We start from the raw sequence: 17,046 nt of genomic DNA, 5'->3' as shown, positions 1-17,046 counted from the left end.
AGGTGAGAAAAATGGAAGAAAAATTGTATACAGTAGGAAAAATAATTAATACTCATGGAATACGTGGGGATGTGAAAGTTCTTCGAATTAGTGACTTTGAAGAGCGTTTCGAAATCGGGAATACATTATATTTAGTAACGGACAATACCGTTGTTCGGGAGTTAACCATTGATGGGCATAGAGTTCACAAAGGGTTTGATTTACTACATTTTAAAAACCTTAATAATATCAATGATGTAGAGCATTTTAAGGAATCCCACCTGAAAATCCCGGAATCAAAGCTAACTGAATTAGATGAAAACGAGTTCTATTATCATGAAGTTATTGGAAGTGAAGTATTTACCAATGATGGAAAACTCCTAGGTGTTATTAAGGAGATACTTGCCCCAGGTGCTAATGATGTCTGGGTTATTAAACAACCTAAAGGGAAGGATATATTAATTCCTTATATAGAAGAGGTAGTGCTTGAGGTAGATGTTGACGAGAAACGTATCGTTATTGAACCAATGGAAGGATTGCTTGAGTAATGCATATCGACATTTTAACATTATTTCCAGAAATGATTGAGAGTGTATTAAATACATCCATTTTAAAAAAAGCACAAGAGAAAAATAAGTTCAGCTATAACCTAGTAAACTTTCGAGATTACACAGAAAGCAAGCATAATAAGGTGGATGATTATCCTTATGGTGGTGGAGCGGGTATGGTGTTGTCACCACAACCGGTCTTTGATGCGGTAGAAGCAATTACAAAGGAAACATCATCAAAACCGAGAGTGATTCTGATGTGTCCGCAAGGGGAACGGTATACGCAAAAAAAAGCGGAAGAATTCGCTACATCAGAGCAGCTTATCCTTATTTGCGGACATTATGAAGGTTATGATGAACGCATTCGAGAGCATCTCATTACGGATGAAATTTCCATCGGAGATTATGTCTTAACGGGAGGTGAGCTAGGTGCCATGGTGATTGTAGATAGTGTAGTAAGACTATTGCCAGATGTACTTGGAAATAAGGAATCAGCCCCGCAGGATTCGTTCTCAACAGGGTTATTAGAGCACCCTCACTATACGAGGCCAGCAGATTTTCGTGGCATGAAGGTTCCTGATATATTGATGTCAGGTGACCACGCAAAAATTGAGGCTTGGCGCCGTAAGGAATCTCTTAAACGCACCTATGAACGTCGAAGAGATTTATTTGACGATTATCCATTAACAGAAGAAGATAAGAAAATTCTTGATATGATATCCAATCAAGATCGCTGACAAGGTTTGCTTAATCTCTTTTTCTTATAAAAAATCTAGTTGAAGTCTGGTTTGGATTATGGTATATTATTTATTGTGCTTAAGTGCGATTAAGTGCATATAAACGATGTTCCGCTGTTGCCATCGGGAATATGAGCATTGGTTTGGAAGGAGTGAAGCAGGATGCAAAAATTAATCGAAGAAATCACAAAAGATCAGCTTCGTAACGATCATCCTGATTTCCGCCCAGGAGATACTGTTAAAGTTCACGTTAAGGTTGTCGAAGGTAGCCGTGAACGTATCCAGGTATTCGAAGGTGTCGTTATTAAACGTCAAAACGGTGGAATCAGCGAGACATTTACAGTAAGAAAGATTTCTTATGGTGTAGGTGTTGAACGTACTTTCCCAGTACATTCACCTCGTATTGATAAAATCGAAGTTTCTCGTCGCGGTGTTGTTCGTCGTGCGAAACTATACTATCTTCGTAACCTACGCGGAAAAGCAGCACGTATTAAAGAACGTCGATAAGACTAGAAATCGAAGAATGCAATTAGAAAGGAGCTTGGTATTTTATTCAAGCTCCTTTTTACATAAAAAAATATAGTAGGGTAAAAAATAATCTTATACTTAGCAGGCCTCGGAGGTTAGATTATGGCGAAACGAAAAAGCGAATGGTTTGATTGGGTAAAAGCACTGCTAATTGCGTTTGCGTTAGCTTTTCTAGTAAGAACCTTTTTCTTCACACCCATTATTGTTGATGGGCCATCTATGCTGCCAACACTCCATGATCGTGATCAAATGATAGTGAACAAATTTACTTACCGATTTGATCAACCAGAACGTTTTGATATTGTGGTCTTTCATGCCAATGATAAGAAGGACTTCATTAAACGTGTGATTGGATTACCGGGAGAACACGTAGCATATAAGGATAATGTTTTATACATAAATGGACAACCGATTGACGAGAATTTGCTAAGTGAAAATCCATCTATCATGACAGAGGATTTTACAATGGAAGAGGTTATGGGCAACTATGAGACCGTTCCTGAGGGACATGTCTTTGTATTAGGGGATAACCGTACCAATTCTACAGACAGTCGATTACTTGGTCCAATACCAATCGATCAAATTGTTGGTAAAGCAAGTGCTATCTACTGGCCATTTGATAGAATGCAATTTATAGGAGAGTAGATTCAGGATGACAATACAATGGTTTCCAGGCCATATGGCCAAGGCCAGAAGAGAAATAGAGGAAAAGTTAAAGCTCGTAGATTTTGTGATGGAACTAGTAGATGCTCGCGCACCATTATCTTCACAAAATCCAATGCTTCAACAAGTATTACAAAATAAATCCAAAATGATCTTATTAATGAAAAAAGATTTGGCTGATACGAAGGTTACGAATGAGTGGATTTCATATTTTAAGGAAAGAGATATTCCGGCGTTAGCGGTTAATGTAAATGATAAGAGTGATATCAACAGGGTAATTCAACTAGCGAAGGAGCTTGGTCAGATAAAGCTGGATAAGCTGATTAAGAAAGGGATTCAGCCTAGACCTGCTAGAGCCATGATAGTTGGTATTCCAAATGTTGGAAAATCTACCTTGATTAATCGACTTGCAAATAAAAAGATTGCCAAAGTTGGCGATCGTCCTGGTGTAACAAAGCAGCAGCTTTGGATTAAAGTAAAAAAAGATTTTGAGTTATTAGATACTCCTGGTATCTTGTGGCCTAAGTTTGAGGATCAAATGGTGGGATACCGACTAGCTGCAATTGGTACTATTAAAGATCAATTATTATCGTTACAAGATATTGTTGCATTTGTGATTAATTATATGAAAGAACACTATCCACTTCTTCTAGAAGAACGGTATCAGCTTGAACAAGATGTAGAAGATATGTTGGAAATATTTAATCAGATTGGTAAATTTAGGGGTGCCCTGGAAAGCGGAGGAAATGTGAATTTTGATAAAGTCGCTGACATTGTCCTGAGAGATTTAAGAACTGGTCGCTTAGGGAATATCACCTTGGAGAAGCCAGGAAATGAAGAATAAAGACATGCATCAACTAGATGGATGTCTTTTTACTTGTTAAGAAGAGAATTAATATTAAACACGCTAATTTTCTTTTATTTTCATAATAATATGCCGATATAAGTATTGAGAGATAGGTGACAAGATGGAAAAACAATCGATTACAACATTACGAAAATTATTCCAGGATAATTTAATATCCACTAATGATATTGAGACATTAAAAAAGGACGAACGTAAAGGTGTTCAGCAGCTTATTACTTCATACGAGAAACAGAAGCAAAAAGAACGAGCGTTAGAGATTGCCTTTAACGAAATGTGTACATATGAGCAAAGAGCTTATGCTGCAGGGAAACGATTTGTAGCAGGTATTGATGAAGCTGGAAGGGGACCTCTTGCAGGACCTGTAGTTGCTGCTGCCGTAATATTACCATCAGATTTTAAATTACTAGGATTAAATGATTCCAAGCAATTAAAGGAAGAAGCAAGAGAAGCATATTTTCATTATATTAAAGAACATGCAATCTGTTATGGGGTATCCATTATTGATAGTGAAACAATTGATAGGATTAATATCTTTGAAGCAACAAAATTAGCTATGAAAGAAGCTTTAAACCAATTAACCCCTACAGCAGATCATACATTAATCGATGCAGTTAAACTTGAGGGTTTATCATGCAGTTCAGAAGCGATTATTAAAGGGGATGCTAAAAGTATTTCTATTGCAGCGGCAAGTATATTAGCTAAAGTAACTCGCGATAATATTATGAAGGAAATTCATCAGAATTATCCTATGTATGATTTCGAATCGAACATGGGATATGGTACAAAGGTCCATCTTGAAAAATTGATGGAACATGGTATTTCTCCATACCATCGAAAAACATTTGGACCTGTCAAAGATGTTTTATTGAAATGAGGTGAATCTAATTGAGTATCCAGAAGATTAATATCCACCAATTGACAAAATTGAGTGACACAACACAAGCTTTTAGGCCAGGCCAAATCATTCAAGGGAAAATTATCAAGCTTTTTCCAAATAATAAAGCTCAAATTCAGCTTGGCTCGCAACAAATGGTTGCTCAATTAGAAGCTGCCCTTGAAGTTGGAGCAAGGTATCATTTTCAAGTACAGGGTGGTGACAAAGTTGTTTACTTAAAAGTAGTTGGTGAGTCGTTAAAATTGAATAGTCAAATGAATCTCGTAGACTTGTTACAGCAACTTGGATTAAAGCAATCTAAACTAAGCGAGTCGCTTGTACAAGGACTATTAAACAATAAAATTCCTTTTGACAAACAGCAACTGCAAAGAGCGCTACCTTTATTAGAAGGAGCACCGAATAAAGTTCTAGCACATACTGTTCTGCATAAAATGATAGCGAGTAAGTTGCCTATCACAAAATCTACTTTCCAAGCGTTATATACAAGAATGGATGGAACTTTCTCGGCAAACCTTTCAGAACTGCAAGGTGTTTTACAGCGCACGGATGGAATTCAACCAATTCATAAACAGACTCTAATGAATCAGATTACACAATTTACGGGAATCAAAACGGATTCGGAAGTTAAGCAAATCATACAATTATCTCAAAACCCTTCTGTATTTAATTTGTTAAAAGCAACTGGTTCAATAAGCCGTGATATGCAGTTTTCAGAATGGAGTAACCAAGTTAAAATGTTTTTAACTGGTGATACATCATCAGCAAAACTTGACTTTCCTAAGGTGGCAACGGCAATTGAGCAGTTGGTACAAAACCAGGGTATTTTGAAGCAAAATGCTAGTAGTATATTGGGTAAGTGGGGAGAAACATTACATACCAGTATTGCAAAAGGTGTACCTATTTCAGATAATCAATTTAGCCGATTGCAATTGGAAATACAGCAAAACATAGGAAATCAAAATAGGAGCAATCCAATTCAAAATACACCGATGGACTTAAGAAACTTAGTCATTGACCTTGAAATTTTAGCAAACACTCAGATAAATAAGGACTCTGAACAACTAATTCAGCAAACGATAAAAAATCAGTTCTTAGAACAAGTGAGCAATGTATTACACCATACAGGATTACAATATGAAAAGTCTATTGTTGATGAAAAGCTAGATCAAACCAATACTCTAAAAGGATTATTGCTTCAGCTTATTCAGCAAGCAGATGGAAATGTTCAAGACCAAGCATCTAAATTGCTACATTTTATTAATGGAATGCAATTACAGTCGTTGAGTGAAACAGATAATTTTCTTCAAGCGAGTTTGCTTATACCATCCGAGAAACTAGGGCTCAAGCAAGATATGGAGATTTCGTTTGAAGGACAGAAAAATGAAGCTGGTGAAATAAATCCAGATTATTGTCGTATTGTATTTTATCTAGATTTACAACAATTACAAAAGACAGTAATCGACATGAATGTTCAGAAGCGAAACATTTCGATAACCATATTAAATGATCAAGAAATAAGCGGTTTAACGAAGTCATTCAAGCCACTACTAAAGGAAGGGCTGGAGAGGATTAACTACCAGTTGTCTACCATTACTTGTAAACCATTGACCAATCACGAAGAAAAAGAAATCTATAGTAAAAAAAAGGAAAAGCAACAGGCTTCCTATCGTGGAGTTGATTTTAGGATATGATAGAAAAAAGACAAAAAGCCGTAGCGCTTAGTTATGACCATGATAAAGACTATGTTCCAAGAATATCAGCCTCCGGTAAAGGACTGGTCGCGGATAACATATTAAAAAAGGCGAAGGAGCATCAGATACCTATACTAGAGGATTCATCCCTGGTTGAAATTTTAGCTGAGCTAGATATTAATGAAAAAATACCGGAAGAGCTTTATCAAGCAGTGGCAGAAGTGTTTGCTTTTATATATCGAACAGATCAAAGCATGGAGCAAATGAAAAAAGAAGAATGATTATACGACAATATTTTTGCTCTTTTCTTGTTATATTTCATGTTTTTTAATACAATGAAAATGCAGTGAATTTTGATGGGAGGATATAGAATGAATATTCATGAGTATCAAGGGAAAGAAATTTTACGCAACTATGGTGTAAAAGTTCCTAATGGATATGTTGCATATACAGTAGATGAAGCTGTAGAGGCTGCGAAGAAATTAGGTACTTCTGTTACCGTTGTCAAAGCACAAATTCACGCTGGTGGACGCGGGAAGGCTGGTGGTGTAAAAGTTGCTAAGAGTTTAGAAGAAGTACGTACATATGCTGATGAAATTCTAGGTAAAACACTTGTTACACATCAAACTGGTCCAGAAGGTAAAGAAGTTAAGCGCTTGCTTATCGAAGAAGGCTGCGATATTCAAAAAGAATATTATGTTGGTGTTGTACTAGACCGTGCCACATCTCGTGTCGTTATGATGGCATCAGAAGAGGGCGGTACAGAGATTGAGGAAGTTGCAGAAAATACACCAGAAAAAATCTTCAAAGAAGTAATTGATCCAGTAGTTGGATTAACTGGTTATCAAGCTCGTAGACTAGCATTTAATATAAATATTCCAGACGAACTACTTAATAAAGCAGTTAAATTTATGAATGGTTTATATCAAGCATTTGTAGAGAAAGACTGTTCTATTGCTGAAATTAATCCATTAGTTACAACTGGTGATGGAGAAGTCCTTGCATTAGATGCAAAATTAAACTTTGATGATAACGCTTTATATCGTCAAAAAGACGTTATTGAATATCGTGATTTAGATGAAGAAGACGAGAAAGAAATTGAAGCATCTAAATATGATCTAAGTTATGTTGCTTTAGATGGTAACATTGGTTGTATGGTAAATGGTGCTGGTCTTGCAATGTCTACTATGGACATTATTAAACATTATGGCGGAGAACCCGCAAACTTCCTTGACGTTGGGGGCGGTGCTACTGCTGAAAAAGTTACCGAAGCATTTAAAATCATTTTGTCCGACAAAAATGTAAAAGGTATCTTCGTCAATATCTTCGGTGGAATTATGAAATGTGATGTCATCGCAGAAGGTGTTGTAGAAGCTACAAAACAGGTTGGATTAAACATACCATTAGTTGTTCGTTTAGAAGGAACAAATGTAGACTTAGGTAAGAAAATCTTAAACGAATCTGGATTAAACATTATTTCTGCAGATTCAATGGCTGATGGCGCAGAAAAAATCGTATCCTTAGTAAAAGCTTCATAATTTATGAAATTTTCTATTTGAATAGACTAGTTTTGAGAAAGGACGGACGAAAATGAGTGTATATGTAAATAAAGATACGAAAGTAATTGTCCAAGGGATTACTGGCGGAACCGCTAGATTCCATACAAAACAAATGCTTGAGTATGGTACTAAGATTGTTGGTGGTGTTACACCGAAAAAAGGTGGAACAGAAGTAGAAGGTGTTCCAGTTTTTAATACAGTAAAAGAAGCTGTAGATGCTACAGGTGCAAATGCATCTGTAATCTATGTACCCGCTCCATTTGCTGCTGACGCAATATTAGAGGCGGTTGATGCAGAGTTAGACCTAGTCATCTGTATTACAGAGCATATTCCTGTTCTAGATATGGTAAAAGTTAAACGTTATATGGAAGGGAAGAAAACACGTTTAATTGGACCGAACTGTCCAGGTGTTATCTCTCCAGAAGCGTGTAAGATTGGTATTATGCCTGGTTATATCCATACAAAAGGACATATTGGTGTTGTATCACGCTCTGGTACGTTAACTTATGAAGCGGTTCATCAACTATCACAAGAAGGCTATGGTCAAACTACTGCAGTTGGTATCGGTGGAGACCCTGTTAACGGAACAAACTTTATCGATGTTTTAAAAGCATTTAATGATGACCCGGAAACTTACGCTGTCGTGATGATCGGCGAAATCGGAGGTACAGCTGAAGAAGAAGCTGCAGAATGGGTTAAGGCAAATATGACAAAACCTGTAGTTGGTTTCATTGGTGGAGCAACTGCACCTCCAGGAAAACGTATGGGTCATGCTGGTGCGATAATTTCAGGTGGTAAAGGTACTGCAGATGAGAAAATTCGTGTTATGAATGAATGCGGAATTCAAGTTGCGGAAACGCCATCAGTAATTGGAGAAACAATGATCCGAGTGCTTGAAGAAAAAGGTTTAGCAGAAAAATGTAAAACACATTAATATTTTATAAGGAACCTAAAAGACGCTATCTTTTAGGTTCCTTCATTATAATTTAATAAAAGGAAGTGAGTTCTTGTACACTGAAACTCAAGTTAACCTGCTTCATCTTCATCGATGTAGAGGCATATCGAGAAGTAAACTTCGTAAGTTACTCCAAATTGATCCATCTTTACAAACCATCTATTCTTACTCCTCTGCACAAATAATTCAATATTTATCCATCCCTCATAAAAAAGCAGAAATGCTATACCATGATATTCATAATCCGACTATTAGAAAGGAATTATTCAAGGATTTGCAAACATATCGTGGTATAACGATAAATGACGAATTATATCCACCTATGTTAAAAACTATAAAAGATGCCCCGCTTGTTCTCTATGCCTCGGGGGATGTCAGCTTATTAAAAAAACTGCCGGCAATTAGTGTGATTGGAACAAGAAGTCCATCACCAATGGCAAGTCATAAAATCAAATTTCTTGTAACGCCATTGGTTAAAGCGAATTGGGTCGTCATAAGTGGAATGGCTAAAGGAATCGATAGTTATGCACATCAGCTTGCTTTACACTATCAAGGTAAAACCATAGCTGTACTTGGGAGTGGCTTCCGCCATATATATCCTAGAGAGAATCAGCCTCTTTTTCACCAAATTGAACACGATGGATTAGTACTTTCTGAATACCCTCCCAATACCCCACCAAAACCGTACTATTTTCCGGAAAGGAATCGAATCATAAGTGGTTTAAGTTTTGGGACATTAGTTATAGAAGCAACAGAAAAAAGTGGTACTTTGATAACAGTAAATCAAGCATTAGATCAGGGAAGAGAGGTATATGCAGTTCCTGGTTCTCCGCATATTCTGCAGTCAAAAGGATGCCTGAAATTAATCCAGGAGGGTGCGAAGCTTGTTATTACGTATGAAGATATTCATCAAGACTGGGAGTTACTGGGTGATAATTGGATGAATTTGTAATTTTAATGGATAAGATATTAACAGTATGTTTGACAAATGTATTGTATATATTTAATATTAGTGAGGATTTAGTGGTAAAAATTTGGTAGCGAAATTGTAAGTAAAATAGTTTATTTTTAGAAAGTTTAAAATGAATTTGTTGACATTTTAAACATATATTCTTACATTTAGATGTATAAAACTTTTTGATTCGAATGATTTAGGTATTACTTTATATTAGGTTATTCGCTTAAAGTTACCTCAGCTTAGGAGGAAATAAGATGGCAGACTATCTCGTAATTGTAGAATCACCGGCTAAAGCAAAAACAATTGAACGATACTTAGGTAAAAAATATAAAGTTAAAGCTTCTATGGGACATGTTCGTGATTTACCAAAAAGTCAAACAGGTGTTGATGTAGAAGATTCGTATAAACCAAAGTATATTACAATACGCGGTAAAGGTGATGTTTTAAAGGACTTAAAGAAATCAGCTAAAAAAGCAAAGAAAATTTACCTAGCAGCCGACCCAGATAGAGAAGGGGAAGCGATTGCATGGCATTTGGCACATGTCTTAAATGTAGATGAAAATTCAGAATGTCGGGTGGTCTTTAATGAAATAACAAAGGATGCTATAAAAGAATCCTTTAAACATCCACGTTCTATCGATGCTGATTTAGTAGATGCGCAGCAGGCTAGAAGAATTCTAGACCGACTAGTAGGATATAATATAAGTCCATTACTTTGGAAGAAGGTTAAAAAAGGACTTAGTGCTGGTCGTGTACAATCCGTAGCGTTGAAAATGATAATTGACCGAGAAAATGAAATAGAGAATTTCAAACCAGAAGAGTACTGGTCAATTGAAGCAAACTTCTCACAGGATACCGAACAGTTTGATGGCTCTTTTTATGGAATTGATGGTAAAAAACTAGAGCTAAAATCAGAATCTGAAGTAAAAGAGGTTTTAAGTAAATTAGTAGATAAAAAGTTTACAATAGAAAAGGTTACGAAGAAGGAAAGAAGACGTAATCCAGCAAAACCTTTCACAACCTCTTCTTTACAGCAAGAAGCGGCAAGAAAGTTAAACTTCCGTGCAAAGAAAACCATGATGATTGCACAGCAATTATATGAAGGAATTGATCTTGGGAGAACAGCTGGAGGAATTACTGGTTTAATTACTTACATGCGTACGGATTCTACTCGTATTTCTGAAACAGCTAAACAAGAAGCGAAAGGTTATATTGAGGAGAAATATGGAACTGAATTCTTAGGGGGAAATAAAACGGATAAGCAGAAGGAAAACGCTCAGGATGCTCATGAAGCTATTCGACCTACTTCTGTACTGCGTGATCCTAGCTCTTTAAAAGCGATTCTATCAAGAGATCAATTACGACTATATAAGTTAATTTGGGAACGCTTCTTAGCGAGTCAAATGGCTCCAGCAATCTTGGATACCATGACTGTTCAATTAGCGAATAATAATGTAGAGTTTCGTGCTACTGGTTCAAAAGTAAAGTTCAAAGGCTTTATGAAGGTCTATGTAGAGGGAACGGATGATAATAAAAAGGATGAAGACAAATTTCTACCAAACCTTGAAGAAGGAATGGTTGTGGACGCTAACGAAATTAATCCGAATCAACACTTTACACAGCCGCCACCACGATATACGGAAGCTAGACTTGTTCGGACGATGGAGGAATTAGGAATAGGGAGACCTTCCACCTACGCTCCTACGCTAGATACGATTCAGCGCAGAGGCTATGTGACACTAGATAATAAGCGATTTATTCCTACAGAACTTGGAATAATTGTAATTGAATCATTAAAAGAATTTTTCCCAGAAATCCTAGATGTGGAATTTACGGCAAAAATGGAAAATGATTTAGATGCTGTAGAAGAAGGAAAAGTAGAATGGGTTAATATTATCGACGATTTCTATCAGGGATTCCATAAACGCTTAATCAAAGCAGAAGAAGAGATGGAGAAAATTGAAATAAAAGATGAACCCGCAGGAATTGATTGTGAGAACTGTGGGCATGAAATGGTTTATAAAATGGGTCGATACGGAAAGTTTCTAGCTTGTTCAAACTTCCCAGACTGTCGCAATACAAAGCCTATTCTGAAGGAAATTGGTGTTACCTGTCCAAAATGTAATGAAGGAAACGTTGTGGAACGGAAATCAAAGAAACGTCGAGTCTTTTTTGGATGTGATCGCTTTCCAGAATGTGATTTTGTATCATGGGATAAACCAATCGCAAGACCATGTCCAAAATGTGATTCACTGCTCGTAGAAAAAAGAACGAAAAAGGAAACGCAGATTCAATGTACGAACTGTGATTATAAAGAAAATACACAAAATTAAATGAGTCGCTCATTTTTGAGCGACTTTTCCTTTGCTCTTTTAGCTCGACGCATGCCAATTTTGATTTTTCTGATTATAATTTCGAATAAATGGAAACACTAGTTGATGTACTATTTTTTTCAATATTTAAAGGTATCGAATAATGTCGAAAAATGAATAGTTCTTTGTTGACTATTTAAATATGAACCGATATAATTATCCAGTGGTAAGCCAAACTACTTGACAGTAAGAATTACATAGCGCAGAGTAGCTACAAAATACAATAGCTTTACAAATTAGGGATAATATTCGAAAGTATTGCACTCAATTCTGAATTTTGTTACAATTTTGTTAAGTTTATTGCATTCAATATCCTATGTGTGATATATTTTAATCGCTGTTCAAGCAAGAGGTGAGAAGTTGGAAAGTTTCATGAACGATCACAAGGCGTTTATAGAATACCTACAAATTGAAAAAAATGCGTCACCATATACAGTAGAATATTACCAACAAGACTTAAAGGAATTTTTTTCTTTCTTACATCAAGAAGGGATTCAAAGCCTTGGGGATGTTGATCAACAATGTGTTCGACTGTTTTTGACAACACTTTACGATCACCAACTATCCAGAAGGTCTGTTTCTAGAAAAATTTCAAGTTTGCGAACTTTTTTTAGGTTTTTGGAACGAGAAAAGCTTGTCGAAACAAATCCTTTTATGCTAGTAACATTGCCAAAATCGCCAAAGCCAATACCAGGGTTTCTTTATATGGAAGAATTGGAGAAATTATTTGAAGTAAATAATGTAAATGACCCATTAGGACAGCGAAATCAAGCGTTATTAGAAACATTGTATGGTACAGGAATGCGTGTGAGTGAATGTCAAAACCTTAAACTAAGGGATGTTGACTTCACCATCGGGACAATGTTAGTCAGAGGTAAAGGAAATAAAGAAAGGTATGTTCCTTTCGGTAGCTTTGCGGAAAAGTCCCTCAAAACATACATACATGATGGTAGAGATCAACTATTAGAAAAAACAGGTATACATACAGATGTTATCTTTCTGAATTCGAGAGGTAACCCCTTAACAACGAGGGGCATTCGTACAATTCTTAAAACAATGATGGAAAAAGCTGCTCTAACTGTAAACGTACACCCACATAAACTTAGGCATACTTTTGCGACGCATATGTTAAATGAAGGTGCAGATTTGCGGACAGTTCAGGAGTTATTGGGGCATGAGAACCTATCCTCAACACAAATATATACGCATGTCACAAAGGATCATTTACGTAACATTTATTTAAATAGTCATCCGAGAGCTAAAAGTCGGGATTAACAGATGAGGTGATTTTATTGGCGCTTGAAATACATGCAACCACAATATTTGCGGTACATCATAAAGGGCAATGCGCGATGAGTGGTGATGGTCAAGTAACGCTTGGGAATTCTGTTGTCATGAAACATAAAGCCAAAAAGGTACGAAAGTTATACAATGGCCAAGTATTAGCAGGTTTTGCGGGTTCTGTTGCAGATGCCTTTACTCTATTTGAGAAATTCGAGGGAAAGCTTGAGGCATTTGGTGGGAATTTAACGAGAGCTGCAGTTGAATTGGCACAAGAATGGCGCAGTGATAGAGTTCTGCGTAAATTAGAAGCAATGTTAATTGTTATGAATAAGGAAAGCATGCTGCTCGTATCAGGTACAGGTGAAGTGATTGAACCCGACGATGGGATTTTAGCAATTGGTTCTGGGGGTAACTATGCACTTAGTGCTGGTAGAGCATTGGTGAATTATTCCGAAGATTTATCAGCCAAAGACATTGCACTAGCTGCAATGAAAATAGCTGGAGAAATTTGTGTGTTTACGAACGATCAAATTACGCTGGAAGTACTTGATTAATGAGGAGGCCAAGAATATATGGGGATTAATTATACTCCAAGACAAATCGTTGATCAGCTAGATCAGTATATTATAGGCCAACAAAGCGCAAAGAAATCAGTTGCTGTAGCACTAAGAAATCGATATCGACGAACATTGCTTGATGAAAAAATTAAAGATGAAATAGTACCCAAAAATATCTTAATGATTGGTCCTACTGGAGTAGGGAAAACTGAAATCGCAAGGCGACTTGCCAAGTTAGTAGGTGCACCATTTGTAAAAGTGGAGGCTACCAAGTTTACCGAAGTTGGGTATGTCGGCAGAGATGTGGAATCAATGGTTCGTGATTTAGTTGAAATGTCCTTGCGAATGGTTAAAGAGGAAAAAATGAACCAAGTAATGACAAAGGCGAAGGAAGAAGCGAATAAAAAATTAGTTAAGCTATTAGTTCCACAGGTTAAAAAACAATCAAACATTACGAATCCTTTTGAAATGCTATTTTCCGGTGGTAATCAAGAGGATGCTGATGATAGTCACGATAAAGATGATGAAATAAAAAACAAAAGAAATAGAGTTGCACATCAGCTAGATTTGGGAGAACTGGAAGATAATATTGTGACAATTGAAATTGAAGAAATCCCGCCTTCCATGTTTGATTTATTACAGGGTTCGGGTATGGAACAAATGGGTATGAATATGCAGGATGCTTTAGGTCAGTTCATGCCAAAGAAAAAGAAAAAACGGAAGCTTCCGGTTTCTGAGGCAAGAAAGGTACTAACACAACAAGAAGCTCAGAAATTGATTGATATGGAAGAAGTCTCTCAAGAGGCAGTTAATCGTGCAGAACAGTCTGGCATTATTTTTATTGATGAAATTGATAAAGTAGCTGGAAAACAAGATAATTCACCCAATGTATCACGTGAGGGTGTGCAGCGAGATATTCTGCCTATTGTAGAAGGTTCAACTGTTGTCACGAAGCATGGTCCTGTTAAAACAGATCATATGTTATTTATTGCTGCTGGTGCTTTCCACATGGCAAAGCCATCTGATTTAATACCGGAATTACAAGGGAGATTTCCAATTCGTGTAGAATTGGAAAAATTATCAGTAGAAGACTTTGTTCGCATCTTAGATGAACCTTCGAATGCCCTATTGAAACAGTACCAAGCCCTGCTGAAAACGGAAGGTATAAATGTTTTCTTTACAGAGAAAGCTGTAAATAGAATTGCGGAGATCGCTTATCAAGTAAACCAAGACACAGATAACATTGGTGCAAGAAGACTTCATACAATACTAGAAAAATTATTAGAGGATCTATCCTTTGAAGCTCCTGACGTTATGATGGAGACAATTGAAATTACTCCGGAATATGTCGACCAAAAGCTTAGCACTATTGTTAAAAATAAAGACTTAAGCCAATTTATACTGTAAAAATAATTTAAATGGAGGATTAACAATCAAATGGAACTATTAAATCGCGCAAGAAAAATTAACTCAATGTTGCAAAAAGCAACAGGTAAATCAGTAAACTTCAACGACATGGCTGCATCATTAACGGACGTTATTAAAGGTAATGTGTTTATTCTAAGCAGAAGAGGAAAACTATTAGGATATGCTATTAATCAAGAAATAGAAAATGAGCGTATGAAATCTATGCTAGAAGAAAGACAATTCCCTGAAGAATATACAGAAGGTCTATTCCATATTCACGAAACAACTGCTAATTTAGACGTAAATAGCCAATATACAGTATTCCCAGTTGAAAACCGTGAGCTATTCAAAAATGGCTTAACAACTATCGTACCAATTATTGGTGGTGGAGAACGACTAGGAACATTAATTATCGGTAGATTAACAGAAAGCTTCAATGATGATGACTTACTTCTTGCGGAATATGGTTCAACCGTAGTTGGTATGGAAATTCTTCACCAAAAAACAGAAGAAATTGAAATGGAAGCAAGAAGTAAAGCGGTAGTTCAAATGGCGATAAGTTCACTTTCTTATAGTGAGTTAGAAGCTATTGATCACATTTTTGAGGAACTTAATGGTCATGAGGGCTTATTGGTAGCAAGTAAAATTGCAGATCGCGTAGGCATCACTCGTTCTGTTATTGTAAATGCCCTTAGAAAACTTGAAAGTGCTGGCGTTATCGAATCCCGTTCACTAGGAATGAAAGGTACATATATTAAAGTACTAAATGATAAGTTCTTAGTAGAATTAGAAAAATTACGTTCAAGATAATATGTTAAAAAAGAATTCATACACTTGTGATATGAATTCTTTTTTTTGTATAAACTTGGCATACGACATGTCAAGTTTTTTTTGTGCGCAATAACTAGTTCTTTTGAACTAGTTATAAGAAGACTATTTACCTGAAATTTTACATATATCTACAATGGTTTTTTGTGGTATACTCTAAAAGGTTCTAGAAGTCGATTAAATTAACGCCAATATAGTTAATTTTACCTAGTATTTAGCTACTATTTTGAAAATCCACAATGAAAAATGTCGAATTTTGATAGACTTTATACCTGATATAAATTACAATATTCGTATACTATTTATTTTTTATGTCCGTTATATTATTTCTTAATCAAACTGTAAAAGGAGGTTTTTGTATGGATTTATTTGGTGGAACGATTAACACATTACAGCAATCACTTAACTATGCATCTGTGAAAAATCAAACAATATCTTCAAATATTGCAAATGCCGAAACACCAGATTATAAAGCGAAAGATGTAGTCTTTAAAGATATTCTAAATAAAGAGTTAACAAGTTCAATTACGGCTAAGCGAACTAACTCCAGACACTTACCTTTTGAAAATGATGTCCAATCAGCTTATCAAGTAGTTACGAGAAACGATACAACCTATAATCATAATGGGAATAATGTCGATATTGATAAGGAAATGTCAGAATTAGCACAAAATCAAATCTATTACCAAAGTTTAGTGGAAAGATTGAATGGTAAGTTTAATAGTTTACAGACTGTTATTAAGGGAGGTAGATAACGATGTCAATATTTAATGCATTGAACGCTAGCTCAAGTGCACTTACTGCACAACGATTGCGTATGGACGTTATCTCTTCAAATATCGCGAATGCAAATACAACAAGAGCAACAGTGAATGAAAATGGTGAGTTTGAGCCTTACCGTAGAAAAATGGTTGAAGTTGCACCATCAGACAACAGCTTTAAATCATTCTTAAATAAGGCAACTAATTCTTCATCTAATCCAGCAACAGGTGTCAAGGTTACAGGTATAGTCGAAGATGAAGAACCTTTTAAACTGTCCTATGATCCAACACATCCTGATGCTAATGAAGCTGGCTATGTACAATTGCCTAATGTTGATCCATTAAAAGAAATGGTGGATTTAATGAGTGCTACAAGATCCTATGAGGCTAATATTACTGCACTTAATGCAAGCAAAAGTATGCTAATGAAGGCATTAGAAATTGGTAAATAAGGAG

The 17,046-nt window shown here is 36.1% G+C and carries 18 protein-coding genes; all 18 read left to right on the top strand.

The features are described 5' to 3' along the window. Positions 1-11: 11 nt before the first annotated feature. Positions 12-527: a ribosome maturation factor RimM gene (gene rimM / locus ABC228_RS04665; RefSeq protein WP_345823919.1), complete on the top strand. Its 516-nt coding sequence runs from the start codon at positions 12-14 to the stop codon at positions 525-527. Further along, the gene (trmD, locus tag ABC228_RS04660) at positions 527-1,264 is read left to right on the top strand and encodes a tRNA (guanosine(37)-N1)-methyltransferase TrmD (RefSeq protein WP_345823918.1); all 738 of its coding nucleotides are present in this window, start codon (positions 527-529) and stop codon (positions 1,262-1,264) included. Before rimM ends, trmD begins: the two co-directional genes overlap by 1 nt. A gap of 162 nt (positions 1,265-1,426) precedes the next feature. Further along, a complete protein-coding gene (rplS, locus tag ABC228_RS04655; protein ID WP_345823917.1) occupies positions 1,427-1,771 on the top strand; it encodes a 50S ribosomal protein L19 in 345 nt (114 codons plus the stop codon). Positions 1,772-1,894: 123 nt separating this feature from the next. After that, complete coding sequence (gene lepB, locus ABC228_RS04650) at positions 1,895-2,437, top strand: signal peptidase I (protein ID WP_345823916.1); 543 nt, start codon at positions 1,895-1,897, stop codon at positions 2,435-2,437. Positions 2,438-2,444: 7 nt separating this feature from the next. Further along, positions 2,445-3,299 (top strand): ribosome biogenesis GTPase YlqF, encoded by an 855-nt coding sequence (gene ylqF / locus ABC228_RS04645; protein WP_345823915.1) that lies wholly within the window; start codon positions 2,445-2,447, stop codon positions 3,297-3,299. A 124-nt stretch (positions 3,300-3,423) separates the two neighbouring features. Next, entirely contained in the window at positions 3,424-4,197 is a 774-nt protein-coding gene (locus ABC228_RS04640; protein ID WP_345823914.1) for a ribonuclease HII, read from the top strand. 11 nt (positions 4,198-4,208) lie between these two features. Continuing rightward, positions 4,209-5,909, top strand: a complete 1,701-nt coding sequence (locus tag ABC228_RS04635; RefSeq protein ID WP_345823913.1) for a hypothetical protein — start codon at positions 4,209-4,211, stop codon at positions 5,907-5,909. Continuing rightward, positions 5,906-6,190 carry an EscU/YscU/HrcU family type III secretion system export apparatus switch protein gene (locus ABC228_RS04630; protein ID WP_345823912.1) on the top strand — a complete coding sequence of 95 codons (285 nt, stop codon included), beginning with the start codon at positions 5,906-5,908 and terminating at the stop codon, positions 6,188-6,190. Before ABC228_RS04635 ends, ABC228_RS04630 begins: the two co-directional genes overlap by 4 nt. A gap of 90 nt (positions 6,191-6,280) precedes the next feature. Further along, entirely contained in the window at positions 6,281-7,447 is a 1,167-nt protein-coding gene (gene sucC / locus ABC228_RS04625; RefSeq protein ID WP_345823911.1) for an ADP-forming succinate--CoA ligase subunit beta, read from the top strand. Positions 7,448-7,499: 52 nt separating this feature from the next. Then, on the top strand, positions 7,500-8,402 hold the full coding sequence (gene sucD / locus ABC228_RS04620) for a succinate--CoA ligase subunit alpha (RefSeq protein WP_345823910.1): 903 nt from the start codon (positions 7,500-7,502) through the stop codon (positions 8,400-8,402). Positions 8,403-8,475: 73 nt separating this feature from the next. Beyond that, positions 8,476-9,375, top strand: coding sequence for a DNA-processing protein DprA (dprA, locus tag ABC228_RS04615; RefSeq protein ID WP_345823909.1), 900 nt, complete (start codon positions 8,476-8,478; stop codon positions 9,373-9,375). A 260-nt stretch (positions 9,376-9,635) separates the two neighbouring features. Continuing rightward, positions 9,636-11,714 (top strand): type I DNA topoisomerase, encoded by a 2,079-nt coding sequence (gene topA, locus ABC228_RS04610; protein ID WP_345823908.1) that lies wholly within the window; start codon positions 9,636-9,638, stop codon positions 11,712-11,714. Positions 11,715-12,125: 411 nt separating this feature from the next. Next, the gene (gene xerC, locus ABC228_RS04605; RefSeq protein ID WP_345823907.1) at positions 12,126-13,028 is read left to right on the top strand and encodes a tyrosine recombinase XerC; all 903 of its coding nucleotides are present in this window, start codon (positions 12,126-12,128) and stop codon (positions 13,026-13,028) included. Positions 13,029-13,045: 17 nt separating this feature from the next. Next, on the top strand, positions 13,046-13,591 hold the full coding sequence (gene hslV / locus ABC228_RS04600; protein WP_345823906.1) for an ATP-dependent protease subunit HslV: 546 nt from the start codon (positions 13,046-13,048) through the stop codon (positions 13,589-13,591). A gap of 18 nt (positions 13,592-13,609) precedes the next feature. Further along, a complete protein-coding gene (gene hslU, locus ABC228_RS04595) occupies positions 13,610-15,001 on the top strand; it encodes an ATP-dependent protease ATPase subunit HslU (RefSeq protein ID WP_345823905.1) in 1,392 nt (463 codons plus the stop codon). Between the two features lie 30 nt (positions 15,002-15,031). Continuing rightward, entirely contained in the window at positions 15,032-15,811 is a 780-nt protein-coding gene (codY, locus tag ABC228_RS04590) for a GTP-sensing pleiotropic transcriptional regulator CodY (protein WP_345823904.1), read from the top strand. A 377-nt stretch (positions 15,812-16,188) separates the two neighbouring features. Then, positions 16,189-16,584, top strand: coding sequence for a flagellar basal body rod protein FlgB (gene flgB / locus ABC228_RS04585; RefSeq protein ID WP_345823903.1), 396 nt, complete (start codon positions 16,189-16,191; stop codon positions 16,582-16,584). Between the two features lie 2 nt (positions 16,585-16,586). After that, a complete protein-coding gene (flgC, locus tag ABC228_RS04580) occupies positions 16,587-17,042 on the top strand; it encodes a flagellar basal body rod protein FlgC (RefSeq protein WP_345823902.1) in 456 nt (151 codons plus the stop codon). Positions 17,043-17,046 lie beyond the last annotated feature (4 nt).

The sequence above is a fragment of the Ornithinibacillus xuwenensis genome (assembly GCF_039614845.1).
GTDB lineage: Bacteria > Bacillota > Bacilli > Bacillales > Amphibacillaceae > Ornithinibacillus > Ornithinibacillus xuwenensis.
The sequence above is the reverse complement of the archived record's forward strand: the minus strand, read 5'-3'. Positions and strand labels throughout refer to the sequence as shown.

Bases quoted from the DNA above. Each gene is read 5' to 3' on its own strand.
- flgB (WP_345823903.1), top strand. From the start codon at position 16,189: ATGGATTTATTTGGTGGAACGATTAACACATTACAGCAATCACTTAAC.
- lepB (WP_345823916.1), top strand. From the start codon at position 1,895: ATGGCGAAACGAAAAAGCGAATGGTTTGATTGGGTAAAAGCACTGCTA.
- trmD (WP_345823918.1), top strand. From the start codon at position 527: ATGCATATCGACATTTTAACATTATTTCCAGAAATGATTGAGAGTGTA.
- flgC (WP_345823902.1), top strand. From the start codon at position 16,587: ATGTCAATATTTAATGCATTGAACGCTAGCTCAAGTGCACTTACTGCA.
- hslU (WP_345823905.1), top strand. From the start codon at position 13,610: ATGGGGATTAATTATACTCCAAGACAAATCGTTGATCAGCTAGATCAG.
- ylqF (WP_345823915.1), top strand. From the start codon at position 2,445: ATGACAATACAATGGTTTCCAGGCCATATGGCCAAGGCCAGAAGAGAA.
- sucD (WP_345823910.1), top strand. From the start codon at position 7,500: ATGAGTGTATATGTAAATAAAGATACGAAAGTAATTGTCCAAGGGATT.
- rimM (WP_345823919.1), top strand. From the start codon at position 12: ATGGAAGAAAAATTGTATACAGTAGGAAAAATAATTAATACTCATGGA.
- xerC (WP_345823907.1), top strand. From the start codon at position 12,126: ATGAACGATCACAAGGCGTTTATAGAATACCTACAAATTGAAAAAAAT.
- ABC228_RS04640 (WP_345823914.1), top strand. From the start codon at position 3,424: ATGGAAAAACAATCGATTACAACATTACGAAAATTATTCCAGGATAAT.
- sucC (WP_345823911.1), top strand. From the start codon at position 6,281: ATGAATATTCATGAGTATCAAGGGAAAGAAATTTTACGCAACTATGGT.
- rplS (WP_345823917.1), top strand. From the start codon at position 1,427: ATGCAAAAATTAATCGAAGAAATCACAAAAGATCAGCTTCGTAACGAT.
- topA (WP_345823908.1), top strand. From the start codon at position 9,636: ATGGCAGACTATCTCGTAATTGTAGAATCACCGGCTAAAGCAAAAACA.
- codY (WP_345823904.1), top strand. From the start codon at position 15,032: ATGGAACTATTAAATCGCGCAAGAAAAATTAACTCAATGTTGCAAAAA.
- ABC228_RS04630 (WP_345823912.1), top strand. From the start codon at position 5,906: ATGATAGAAAAAAGACAAAAAGCCGTAGCGCTTAGTTATGACCATGAT.